Origin of the sequence: Subtercola vilae, from assembly GCF_004923255.1 — a bacterium.
Classification (GTDB): domain Bacteria; phylum Actinomycetota; class Actinomycetes; order Actinomycetales; family Microbacteriaceae; genus Subtercola; species Subtercola vilae.
The window spans coordinates 1-11,560 of the sequence record NZ_QYRT01000065.1 but is presented as its reverse complement, the minus strand read 5'-3'; the positions used below and the strand labels follow the sequence as shown (position 1 = coordinate 11,560).

At 68.5% G+C, this 11,560-nt stretch carries 8 protein-coding genes, 1 tRNA gene and 1 other RNA gene; 4 read left to right on the top strand and 6 right to left on the bottom strand.

Annotated elements, in window-relative coordinates:
* Positions 1–212: 212 nt before the first annotated feature.
* From recR to D4765_RS18200, 3 genes are read right to left on the bottom strand one after another with little or no spacing between them, the layout of a single operon-like run.
* Entirely contained in the window at positions 213–812 is a 600-nt protein-coding gene (gene recR, locus D4765_RS18210) for a recombination mediator RecR (protein ID WP_136643735.1), read from the bottom strand.
* Between the two features lie 11 nt (positions 813–823).
* A complete protein-coding gene (locus tag D4765_RS18205) occupies positions 824–3,553 on the bottom strand; it encodes a DNA polymerase III subunit gamma and tau (RefSeq protein ID WP_136643734.1) in 2,730 nt (909 codons plus the stop codon).
* A 59-nt stretch (positions 3,554–3,612) separates the two neighbouring features.
* Positions 3,613–5,367 carry an alpha-keto acid decarboxylase family protein gene (locus D4765_RS18200; protein WP_161580496.1) on the bottom strand — a complete coding sequence of 585 codons (1,755 nt, stop codon included), beginning with the start codon at positions 5,365–5,367 and terminating at the stop codon, positions 3,613–3,615.
* A gap of 101 nt (positions 5,368–5,468) precedes the next feature.
* Between D4765_RS18200 and D4765_RS18195 the strand changes: the two genes are divergently transcribed.
* Both D4765_RS18195 and D4765_RS18190 read left to right on the top strand, forming a co-directional pair.
* Positions 5,469–5,975, top strand: coding sequence for an Lrp/AsnC family transcriptional regulator (locus tag D4765_RS18195; RefSeq protein ID WP_136643732.1), 507 nt, complete (start codon positions 5,469–5,471; stop codon positions 5,973–5,975).
* A 74-nt stretch (positions 5,976–6,049) separates the two neighbouring features.
* On the top strand, positions 6,050–6,541 hold the full coding sequence (locus D4765_RS18190) for a GNAT family N-acetyltransferase (RefSeq protein ID WP_136643731.1): 492 nt from the start codon (positions 6,050–6,052) through the stop codon (positions 6,539–6,541).
* A gap of 64 nt (positions 6,542–6,605) precedes the next feature.
* Here D4765_RS18190 and D4765_RS18185 read toward each other — a convergent pair whose 3' ends face one another.
* The 3 genes from D4765_RS18185 to ffs form a co-directional block, all read right to left on the bottom strand.
* Positions 6,606–7,817: an acetate/propionate family kinase gene (locus tag D4765_RS18185; protein WP_136643730.1), complete on the bottom strand. Its 1,212-nt coding sequence runs from the start codon at positions 7,815–7,817 to the stop codon at positions 6,606–6,608.
* The gene (gene pta / locus D4765_RS18180) at positions 7,814–10,039 is read right to left on the bottom strand and encodes a phosphate acetyltransferase (RefSeq protein WP_136643729.1); all 2,226 of its coding nucleotides are present in this window, start codon (positions 10,037–10,039) and stop codon (positions 7,814–7,816) included. The genes D4765_RS18185 and pta overlap by 4 nt, the downstream gene beginning before the upstream one ends.
* Positions 10,040–10,159: 120 nt before the next feature.
* Positions 10,160–10,256, bottom strand: an RNA gene (ffs, locus tag D4765_RS18175) — signal recognition particle sRNA small type.
* 26 nt (positions 10,257–10,282) lie between these two features.
* Between ffs and D4765_RS18170 the strand changes: the two genes are divergently transcribed.
* Together D4765_RS18170 and D4765_RS18165 are read left to right on the top strand one after the other, a co-directional pair.
* On the top strand, positions 10,283–10,936 hold the full coding sequence (locus D4765_RS18170; protein WP_136643728.1) for an SDR family oxidoreductase: 654 nt from the start codon (positions 10,283–10,285) through the stop codon (positions 10,934–10,936).
* A gap of 111 nt (positions 10,937–11,047) precedes the next feature.
* A tRNA-Ser gene (locus tag D4765_RS18165) sits at positions 11,048–11,135 on the top strand.
* Positions 11,136–11,560: the final 425 nt, after the last annotated feature.

Genomic DNA, 11,560 nt, shown 5'->3' with positions numbered 1-11,560 from the left:
GGGCAACGGAGCGGATGCGGGCGGCGAGGAGACGGGGGTCGCGCCGGGGAGGGCGGTGCCAGCGGTCGGCGGCCCCGCCGAAGCTGGGGCGAGAGCATCCGGAGCAGTGGTGTCGTCGCTCATGGGGTGTGTTCCGTTCTGGTGAGGAGCGGGGTGCGGCGACGTGCGCACGTGGCGGCGCGTCGGCACCAGTGCTGAGGCGAGCCTATCGGCTACTTTTCGACGAGGCGGCGACCTTCGAAGGCGCGGCCCAGGGTGACTTCGTCGGCGTACTCGAGGTCGCCGCCGACGGGCAGGCCTGAGGCGAGGCGGGTGACCCTGATCTCGAGAACGGTGAGCAGGCGCGAGAGGTAGGTCGCGGTGGCTTCGCCTTCGAGGTTGGGGTCGGTGGCGATGATGACCTCTTCGATGCTGGCGTCGGCGAGGCGCTGCATGAGCTCGCGAATGCGCAGGTTGTCGGGGCCGATGCCGTCGATGGGGCTGATGGCTCCGCCGAGCACATGGTAGAGGCCGCGGAACTCGCGGGTGCGCTCGATGGCGACCACGTCTTTGGCCTCTTCGACGACGCAGATGACGTTCTGCGAGCGGCGCGGGTCGCGGCAGATGCTGCACGTGTCCTGTTCGGAGACGTTGCCGCAGACCGAACAGAAGTGCACCTTGTCGCGCACCTCGATCAGCACTTCGGCGAGCCGGGTGACGTCGAACGTCTCTGTCTGCAGAATGTGGAACGCGATGCGCTGCGCCGACTTCGGCCCGATGCCGGGCAGGCGGCCGAGTTCGTCGATGAGTTCCTGGATGATTCCTTCGTACATGCGGGGGCAGCCTAGTCTTCCCGGTTGGGGGCGGGTCGGTCGACGACGGGCCGCTCTTCGATGAAGCTGGCGCCGAGAATTTCGCGCACGACGGCTTCGCCGTAGCGCTGCTTCTCGCCGAATTGGGGGATGCGTGTGGTTCCGGGCTGCTGGCGCTGGGCCGGGGTGCCTGGTCGGGTTGCGAGGCCCGGCTGCTGGCCGGGGGCGGCCGAGGTGGGGGGTGCGGTGGTTCTGGGGCTCGCGGTGGCGCTGGCACCGCCGTTGCCTGCTCGGCGCTGGGGGCGCGCGGCATCGCGGGGGTCGAAATCGGTGGGGCCGTCGTCGAACGGGATGTCGTCGCCCGGGTCGGCCCACGTCACGGACGCGTCGTACTCGGGCAGGGCTCCCTCGGGAATGTCGTCGGGGATGTCTGACACGGGGATGTTCACGACGATGGCTCCCGCACGCACGGGCTCATCGTCGCTCTCGGGGGCCGACACCGGAATGGCGACGGTCGGCCATGAGGCCTTCGCGCCCGTCTGGGTCGGCGCTGTCTGGGTCGGCGCTGTTTGGGTCGGCGCTGTCTGGGTCGGCGCTGTTTGGGTCGGCGCTGTCTGGGTCGGCGCTGTCTGGGTTGGTGCCGAGGTCGGACGGGATGCGGGCGGGCGGCCAGCCGCGGGCGGGCGTGACGCTGAGCGGTCTGGCGCGCGGTTGGGCTCGGCCGCGCGGTTGGGCTCGGCTGCGCGGTTGGGCTGCGAGCGGGGCGCACCTGCGCTGGTGGAGATCGGCGAGGCGGCGGGGGCAGGCGAATGACCCGGGGCGTCGACGCGGGCGATGAACTTCACGCGGAGCCCCAGAACCTCGAGGATGGCCTGGCGAAGGTACTCGCTCACACCCTGCTGCCCGGGGGCCTGCTTCTGCTTGAAACTCTCGACGTCGTTCTCGCTGGGGAAGCTGAGGGTGAGCACATCGCCAGAAAGAGCACGGACCGAGCCGGTGTAGACGACCATCCATGCTGATCGCTTGGCCTTCTCGACGACCTCGAGAATCTCGGGCCACGAGTCTTTGAGCTGCTGGAAGGTCACCCCGCCGGGCACCGTACCAAGGTGAGCCGCCGCAGTCGGAGCTTCTGCGGCACGTGCCGGTGATGCAGCGACTGAAGCGCCCGCAGTGGCCGGGGCGGCAGCCGGTTCCGGGGAAACGGGGATCGCGTCGGAGGCGGGCACCGCACTGGAGCGTGCCGCGTCAGAATCAGGCGCAACGACCACAACAGGCGCATCGGAGGCGGGCGCGGAAGCAGGTACGCCTGCCCCAGAAGCGGGCGCAGACTCGGGCGCGGAAGCAGCCGCAACGTCAGCTGCAGCAGAAGCAGCAACCGGCACAGAAGCGGCAACCGGCACAGAAGCACTAACCGGCACGGGCGCGACAACCGGCACCGGCGCGAGCGGAAGCCGCGCAATGGGCGACGCAACCCCGCCAGGCGCCGAGTAGCCGGCAACAGACTCGTCAGCACCGCGCCCCGGCCCGCCCGCGAACCCGCCCGCCGACCCGCCCGCACCCTGCACCGCAGCACCGAACGACGGCAGAGCGTCAGCCGATGCGACCCCCACGCGGCGCTCGAGCCGCTCGACCCGCGCGAGCGCGCCGCGAGCGGTGTCGTCGCTGGCCGGCACGAGAACGCGCGCGATCATCAGTTCGAGGTGCAGCCGCGGCGAGGTGGCGCCGGTCATCTCGGTGAGCCCGGCGTTCACGATGTCGGCGGTGCGTGAGAGTTCGGCGGCCCCGAAGAGCGCGGCCTGCTGCTGCATCTGCAGGATGTCGTCGCTCGGCATTCCACGCAGAACCGCCGCGGCACCGTCGGCCGTGGCTGCCACGATGATGACGTCGCGCAGGCGCTCGAGCAGGTCTTCGACGAAACGACGGGGGTCTTGCCCGGTCTGGATGACCCGGTCGACGGCCCCGAACGCAGCCGCTGCATCGTGCGACCCCAGCGCATCGATGACCTCGCCGAGCAGTGACGCATGGGTGTAGCCGAGCAGGGCGACAGCGCGCTCGTATTCGATGCGGTTGCTGTCGGAACCCGCGATGAGCTGGTCGAGCAGCGACAGAGTGTCGCGCGCAGAACCGCCGCCGGCGCGAACCACGAGCGGCAGAACGCCGGGTGCCACAGCGACGCCCTCGATCTCGCAGAGCGACTGAACGTATTCGAGCAGCTGAGCGGGCGGGATGAGCCGGAAAGGGTAGTGGTGCGTACGCGACCGAATGGTGCCGATGACCTTGTCGGGCTCGGTGGTGGCGAAGATGAACTTGATGTGTTCTGGCGGCTCTTCGACGATCTTCAGCAGCGCGTTGAAACCCTGGGGCGTCACCATGTGCGCCTCGTCGAGAATGAAGATCTTGTAGCGGTCGCGGGCGGGCGCGAACACGGCTCGTTCGCGAAGGTCGCGTGCATCGTCGACACCGTTGTGCGAGGCCGCATCGATCTCGACCACGTCGAGCGAACCCGAGCCGTCGCGCGACAGCTCGACGCAACTCGGGCACACACCGCACGGGGTGTCGGTGGGGCCTTCTGCGCAGTTCAGGCAGCGGGCGAGGATGCGCGCCGACGTGGTTTTACCGCACCCGCGCGGCCCCGAGAAGAGGTAGGCGTGGTTGACCCGGTTCGTGCGGAGCGCGGTCATCAGCGGCTCGGTGACCTGGGACTGGCCGATCATCTCGCCAAACGTCTCAGGTCGATAGCGGCGGTAGAGGGCTGTGACCATGGCTCCAATGCTAACTGTCGCCACCGACACTCAGCCCCCTGCCGCCGAGACTCAATCGCCTACGCTGGGGCCAGCGTCGTCGCGCCTGCCCCCACCGGCGCATTCGCCGACGAGAGCCCCTCGCCGAGCGCCGTCAGCAGGCGCGGCGAGTCGAGCGCCGGCAGCATGACCTCGATCAGAACGGCCTTGTCGGTGGTCGAGGATGCCATCGCGAGCGCCTCCGCGAGCTCGTCGCGGGTGCGCACAGTGAGGGTCACGGCACGGTCGGCGGCGCCGAAGGCGGCGGGCAGCGCCGTGTAGTTCCACGGCGTCACGTCTTGGTAGACGGCCGAGGGGCTCTGAATGGCCCGCTCGATGGTGTAACCGCCGTTGTTCAGCAGCAGAATGACGGGCGTCAGGCCTCGGTGCAGGATGGTCGCCAACTCCTGCACGGTCAGCTGGGCCGAGCCGTCGCCGATGATCAGCACCGCTCGCTTCGAAGGCTCGGCGATGCAGACGCCGAGTGTGGCCGGCAGCGTGTAACCGATCGATGACCACACCGGTTGGCCGAGCAGGTCGCTGTTGTCGGGAAGGGTGAGGTCTATGGCTCCGAAGAACGCGGTGCCCGCCTCCGCCACCAGAACGGTGTTGGGGCTGAGGAAGCCCTGCACCGCCGGCCAGAACGCCTCGTGGTCGAGGGGCGTGGTGCCCGCTCCACCAGGGGCAACGAGCGGGCGGCCGGGGTCGATCGATGCGAGGGGGTCGAGCCGGGCATCCTGAAGCACGTCGTTGAGAACACGCAGGGAGTCTTCGAGCTGGATTCCGAAGAAGGTGGTTTCGCCGACCCGCGCCCAGGTGACGGCGAGCTCGACCGCGTCGTCGGGGTTGAAGCGGTGGGTGAAGAAGCCGGTGAGCAGGTCGCTCATGATGGTTCCGGCGAGAATGAGCAGGGGCGCCTCGTCGATGGCGCGGCGAGCGGCCTCGGTGCGGGTGTGGGCGCCGAGGTAGGTGCCGACGCTGGCGGGGTGCGACTCGTCGAGAATGGCTTTCGAGCCGCTCTGCGTGGCGATGTAGACGCCGGGCGCTTCGGCGAGCGAGCGGATGACCGGCTCGAGTTGGCGGCGATGAACGCGCGGGCCCACCAGAACTGCCGCACTCGGTGCCGTGAAAACGGCCTGGCGGAGGGCCTCGGTGAAGCGCTGCAGCTGACGGGCATTGCTGCCGAACGGTTCGAGCGGTGAGCGGAGGTTCGCGGCCGAGACGAGCGACACAGCGACGTCGGCCGGGATGCCGAGGTAGACGGGTTTCGACTCGTTCAGTGCGGTGAGCAGGATGCGGTCGATGTCGGCCGGGGCGGTGGCCGTGCGCACGACAACCGAGGCTGCGGTGACCTGCTCGTAGGCGCGCACGAAGTGGTCGAAGGCGCCGTCGGCGAGGGTGTGGTGCAGCAGAGCGCCGGCCGACTGTGCGGCGGTGGAGGGCATTCCGGTGATCTGCACGACCGGAACGTCTTCGGCAAAACTGCCGGCCACGCCGTTGATGGCGCTGAGCTCGCCTACGCCGAAGGTGGTGACGACGGCGCCGATGCCGCGCCGGATGCGCGCGTACCCGTCGGCAGCGTACGCCGCGTTCAGCTCGTTGGTGCAGCCCACCCATTCGACGCCATCGATGGCGAGCATCTCGTCGAGCAGGCTCAGGTTGAAGTCGCCGGGCAGGCCGAACAGATGCGGGGCACCCAGCTGAACGAGGCGGGTGGCGAGGTAGGCGCCGACGGTGATGCGGGGCTGGGCGGCGGGGCGGGCTTGGCTGGCGGGCGCCTCGAGGTCTTGTGTCATGCTGCCAGTACAACAAGACCGGACAGTGTGCGCAACGAGCATCCGTTCGGCTGTGCAATATGATCGGTATCGTCAGTCTTGGCTCGCAGAAAGGGCACACAATGTCTACTCTCGACGGCACCGATCGGCGCATACTGCGGGCGCTCGACGACGAGCCGCGTGCGCCGGTCATGCTGTTGGCAGAGCGGCTCGGGTTGGCGCGGGCGACGGTGCAGACGCGGCTCGAGCGCATGGCGGGTCGCGCGGCCGGGGCGGGCGCGGCCGGAACGGGGGCGTCGGGCACGCCGGCACCGGTGCTGCGGCCGAACAGCGTGCGCATCGAACCGTCTGCGCTCGGGTTCGGTTTGCGTGCGTTCGTCACGGCCGAGGTCGACCAGGAGCTGTTCGACCAGACGATCACCGCCCTCACGGGCATCCCCGAGGTCATCGAATGCTCGGCCATCGCCGGAGCCGACGACATCATCTGCCAGGTCATCGCCCGCAATGCCGACCATCTGTACGAAGTGGGCCAGGCAATCCTGCGCTGCCGGGGCATCCGGCGCACCTCGACCTCGATCGTGCTGCGCCAGCTCATGCCCTACCGCACCGCGCAGCTCCTCTCCCCCTGACCCCCGACGGGAGGGCGGCGGGAGGCAGCGGGGGCGGGTTCCGGATGCCCGGGGGCGGGTTCTAGGGTGGACGTATGCAGATCAGACCGTTCGAAGCCGCCGAAACGGAGTCCGTCGTCGAGCTGTGGAACGCGGCCGGCCTCGTGCGACCGTGGAACGATCCGCGTGCCGACATCGCGCGAAAACTGACCGTTCAGCCGGAGCTGTTCCTGGTCGGAACCGAGACGGCCGACGACGGCGCAGGCTCTGCGGGCGCGGGCGCGGTCGCGAGCGCCAACGCAGGCACCGCCGCGGATTCCGGCGCCGTCGTCATCGCGACGGCCATGGTCGGCTACGACGGCCACCGCGGCTGGATCAACTACCTCGCGGTCGATGCCGCCCACCGCGGCCGCGGCTACGCTCGGCAGCTCATGGCCGAGGCGGAACGCCTGCTCATCGAGCGCGGCTGCCCCAAGCTGAACCTGCAGGTGCGCGCGGCAAACACGGACGCGCTGGCGTTCTACGACGCCATCGGCTACGCGCCCGACGGCGCGATCAGCTACGGCAAACGCCTGATCGACGACTGACAGAACCGACTCAGCAGACAGCGGACAGCGGACAGCGAACAGCGAACAGCGAACAGCGGCACCCCTACAGCACCGAGAGCGACTGCCGCGCGATCTCCAGTTCTTCGTTGGTGGGCACGACGAGCACCTCGACGGCCGAGTCGTCGCTGGAGATGCGCCGCGCGCCCCGCTCGCGAGAGGCGGTGTTGCGCGCCGGGTCGAGACGGATGCCGAGCGCCTCGAGCCCCGCGAGCGCCAACGCCCGCACGGGTGCGCTGTTCTCGCCGACGCCGGCCGTGAACACGATGGCGTCCGCTCCGCCGAGCTGCGCGATGTAGGCCCCGACGTACTGCTTGACGCGGTGCGCGTAGACATCGAGCGCCAGGCGGGCCGGCTCGTCGCCCGCGGCCGCGGCATCGACCACGTCGCGCATGTCGCCCCGGCCGCTCAGCCCGAGCAGGCCGCTCTTGCGGTTCAGCTCGGCGTCGAGTTCGGCGAAACTCAGTCCCAGTTTGCGGTTCAGATAGATGAGCACGGCCGGGTCGAGATCACCAGAGCGCGTGCCCATCACGAGCCCTTCAAGCGGTGTCATGCCCATCGAGGTCTCGACCGATCGCCCGCCGTCGACCGCACAGGCCGAGGCCCCGTTGCCGAGGTGCAGCACAATCGTCTTCAGCTCGGCGAGCGGCCGCCCGAGAAACTCGGCGGTCTGCTCGGAGACGTACTTGTGCGAGGTTCCGTGAAAGCCGTACCGCCGCACACGGTTCTTCTCCGCCAGTTCGGCGTCGATCGCGTACGTGTAGGCCGCCGCCGGCAGGGTCGAGTGAAAGGCGGTGTCGAATACCGCAACGTGCGGCACATCGGCGAAAACCTTCTGCGCCGCCTCGATGCCCGCGAGGTTCGCCGGGTTGTGCAGCGGTGCCAGGTCAGCCAGGTCTTCGATGTTGATCTTCACGAGGTCGGTCACCACGGTCGGCCCGAAGAAGCGCTTTCCGCCGTGCACCACGCGGTGCCCGACCACGACAGGAGCGTTCTCCCGAAGCGACGGCCCGAACGCATCGAAGGCGGCGATCATCGCGCTGAACGCCTCGCCCATGTCGGCTACCGGATGCTCGCTGCGGTGATCTTCGTCGGCCCCCGCCGCGCCCGCCACCGTGTGCTTCAGCGACGCCGCCGTCTCGCCGATGCGCTCGACCAGCCCGTTCGCCAGCACCCGCTCGGTGCTTATGTCGATCAGCTGGTACTTCAGCGAAGACGAGCCGCTGTTCAGCACCAGAACCGCACGCGCGCCGCTCACGCGTCGACCACCGCGTTCGCAGCGCCCGTGGTCGTCGCAACCCCCGCCGTCGCCGCCTGAATGGCCGTAATGGCGATCGTGTTCACGATGTCCTGCACCAGTGCTCCCCGCGAGAGGTCGTTGATCGGCTTGTTGAGCCCCTGCAGCACGGGCCCCACGGCGATGGCGCCGGCGCTCCGCTGCACCGCCTTGTACGTGTTGTTGCCGGTGTTCAGGTCGGGGAAGATGAACACTGTCGCCCGCCCCGCCACCTCTGAGTCGGGCATCTTCGTGGCCGCCACGGCCGCATCGGCAGCGGCGTCGTACTGAATCGGCCCCTCGACCAGCAGGTCGGGCCGACGCGAGCGCACGAACCGGGTCGCCTCGCGCACCTTCTCCACCTCTGCGCCCGAACCGCTCGACCCGGTCGAGTACGACAGCATCGCCACGCGCGGTTCGATGCCGAACTGTACCGCTGTCTCCGATGAAGAGATGGCGATGTCGGCCAATTGGTCGGCCGTCGGGTCGGGAATGACCGCGCAGTCGCCGTACACAAGCACGCGGTCGGCGAGCGCCATCAGAAAGACGCTCGACACGACCGACACCCCGGGCCGGGTCTTGATGACCTCGAACGCGGGCCTGATCGTGTGCGCCGTGGTGTGCGCCGCGCCCGACACCATTCCGTCGGCGAGACCGAGCTGCACCATCATGGTGCCGAAGTACGACACATCGGTCACGGTGTCGCGGGCCATGTCGAGCGTGATGCCGCGGTGCGCGCGGATGCGGGCGTACTCCAGAGCGAACCGCTCCCGCAGTTCGGGGTCGAACGGGCTGACGATGGCGGCACCCTCGAGGCTCACCCCGAGGCGTGTGGCGCGGGCCCGCACGTCGGCTTCGTCACCGAGGATGCTCAGCCGCGCAATACCCCTGGTGAGCACTGTTGCCGCCGCAAGCAGCACACGGTCATCCGTGCCCTCTGGCAGCACGATGTGCCGTTGTGCGCTGCGAGCGCGGTCGATGAGACCGTATTCGAACATCAGCGGGGTGACCACCGACGACGAGCTCACGTCGAGCAGGTCGAGCAGTCGGGGGCCGTCGACGTACTGGTCGAAGAGGGCTAGCGCGCTGTCGTACTTGCGCTGCGAGTCGGCGGCGAGGCGGCCACGGGTTCCGGTGATGCGCACGGCCGTGTCGTACGTGCCGAGCGGAGTCGTGATGATGGGCAGCGAGGGAGCGAGCCCGTCAATGAGCCGCTCGATGGGCTCTGGCAGGTCGAAACCGCCGTTGAGAATGATGCCGGAGAGGCTCGGGAAGGTGGCCGATGCGTTGGCCATGAGCACCGCCAGCAGCACCTCACTCCGGTCGCCGGGGATCACCACGACCGCGCCTTCCATCAGCCGCGGCAGAACATTCACCATCGACATTCCGGCGATGACGACGCCGAGCGCCTCGCGGGCGAGCAGCCGCGGGTCACCCTTGATCATGGTGCCCTCGGTCGACTCGACGAGGTTCGCCATACTGGGTGCGACGAGCATCCGGTCTTCGGGAATCGACCAGATGGGGATGCGCGTGGGCCCGTCAGCAGAGTGCGCGCCGATCACTTCGCGGTGCGGCGCGGCGATGGCGAGCCCCGCCTGCGCGTCGCCGGCCGCCTTGGCGATGGCGTCGCGAATCTTCTCGAGGTTCGCCGAGTCGGCCCGGTTCGCGACGATTCCGAGCAGAGTGGCGTGCGCGGCCTTCAGCTCTACCAGGGCGAGTTCGGTGATCTGGCGCATGTCGGCCGGGGTTCGCGCCTCGGAGTGCCCGAGCATCTCGGTCGACCCCTGGCCCGCTCGGCCGCCGAGCACCAGCAGCACGGGTGCCCCGAGGTTCGCTGCGATGCGGGCGTTGAAGGTGAGCTCGGTGGGGCTGCCCACGTCGGTGTAGTCAGAACCCAGGATGACCACGGAGTCGCAGAGCCGTTCAACGTCTTTGTACCGCTCGACGATGCGCGAGAGTGCTGCGTCGGGGTCGGCGTGCACGTCGTCGTAGCTGACGCCGATGGCCTGTTCGTACGTGATGTCGATGCCGGCGTGCGACAGCAGCATCTCGAGCACGTAGTCGCGCTCAGACACCGAGCGGGCGATGGGGCGAAAGACGCCGACGCGGCCGATGCTTCGACCCAGAACATCCAGAACGCCCAGCGCAATGGTCGACTTGCCCGAATGGCCTTCGGCCGAGGTGATGTAGATGCTGCGAGCCACGCTTCTCCTTGAGTAGCGGCGCCTCAGAACGGCGTCTTTTCCAAGTTTATGGAGTGCTGGCTGTGTGCGCACTGGCTGTTCACCGAACGTCTGGGCGTGTAGGCACGGTGCTGCACAAACAGAAAAGACCCCCCGCGCACCCGCCAGAGCCCGGTTACCCTTGCTGCATTTCTGCCCTAGGGGAGTTGGCCTGGATGGCGCCACGCGGGGAGCCGTGTACAAGTTTAGCGGCAGAATTGAATTATGAGAATCGCACTTGCCGGAGGCCACGGAGCCATAGCCCTGCACATCGAGAAACTGTTGAGCGACGCCGGGCACGAAGCCGTCGCCATCATCCGCAACCCCGAGCAGGCGGGCGACGTTCTCGCCGCGGGCGGTATCCCCGTGGTCATCGATCTGGAGGGGGTGGATGCCCGTACCCTCGCCCGTGACCTGCAGGGTGTCGACGCGGTGGTCTTCGCGGCTGGTGCCGGGCCGAACTCGAGCGCCGAGCGCAAGTACACCGTCGACCGTGACGGCGCAATCCTGCTCGCTGACGCGGCGGAGATCGCGGGCATCCGCCGCTACGTACTCATCTCCTCGATGGGGGCCGACGATTTCGACCCCACGTCAGACGAGGTGTTCCAGGTGTACCTTCGGGCGAAAGCGGAGGCCGACGCGAACGTGCGGGCGCGCGACCTCGAGTACACGATCATCCGGCCGGGCGGCCTCACGAACGACGCACCCACCGGCGAGGTGCTGCTGGCCGAGAGCACCGGGCGCGGCACTATCGCGCGGGCCGACGTGGCGGCGCTCGTGGTGGCGGCGCTCGTCGACGGTATCGGTATTCGTGCGCAGTTCGAGGCGATCAGCGGTGACACACCCCTCGCCGAGGCGCTGGCGGCGGTCAAGTACTGACGGTGCCGGGGCTGGGCGCCGGGCTGGGCGCCGCAGCCGCACAGCACGCGCCGGGGTTTGCCGGTAGAGTGCTCTATGGTCGTTTCTGAACTTTTCAGCGGCGACCCGCCAGGAGGATTCGCCTAGTGGCCTATGGCGCACGCTTGGAAAGCGTGTTGAGTGAAAGCTCTCGGGGGTTCGAATCCCCCATCCTCCGCCAGTTGAGTGAAAGCGCAGCATCCACTCAGGGGTTCGAATCCCCCATCCTCCGCCATGCAGAAAGCGCTCGCCCACAGGGTGGGCGCTTTCTGCATACGTGGCCGCTCTGATTCGAGGAGGAGCGCTGCCCTGGCAGCGCGACGGGGTCCCCCATCCTCCGCCATTGCAGCGATCGATAGCGGCTCCGCATCGAGGGGGGCACAGTAGCACTGTTCAGCATCTCGCCTATCATGTCGGCCGCGTCCCGCTGCAGGCTCGTGATGGCGTGTGAGTAGACCTCCATCGTGATCGTGACAGAGGGGTGACGTCCCTGTGAGTGGTGGGGTTTCGGGTTCTTGAGCGTTGCATCGTCGACGTAAGAAGCCACCGTGTGATGGTCAGTGAGAACCGACTAAAACTCTCACGCAAAGGACACCACACGATGGC

What these genes read in the sequence shown, in the direction of transcription:
- recR (WP_136643735.1), bottom strand. Translation starts at nt 812, where the DNA reads ATGTACGAAGGAATCATCCAGGAACTCATCGACGAACTCGGCCGCCTG.
- D4765_RS18205 (WP_136643734.1), bottom strand. Translation starts at nt 3,553, where the DNA reads ATGGTCACAGCCCTCTACCGCCGCTATCGACCTGAGACGTTTGGCGAG.
- D4765_RS18200 (WP_161580496.1), bottom strand. Translation starts at nt 5,367, where the DNA reads ATGACACAAGACCTCGAGGCGCCCGCCAGCCAAGCCCGCCCCGCCGCC.
- D4765_RS18195 (WP_136643732.1), top strand. Translation starts at nt 5,469, where the DNA reads ATGTCTACTCTCGACGGCACCGATCGGCGCATACTGCGGGCGCTCGAC.
- D4765_RS18190 (WP_136643731.1), top strand. Translation starts at nt 6,050, where the DNA reads ATGCAGATCAGACCGTTCGAAGCCGCCGAAACGGAGTCCGTCGTCGAG.
- D4765_RS18170 (WP_136643728.1), top strand. Translation starts at nt 10,283, where the DNA reads ATGAGAATCGCACTTGCCGGAGGCCACGGAGCCATAGCCCTGCACATC.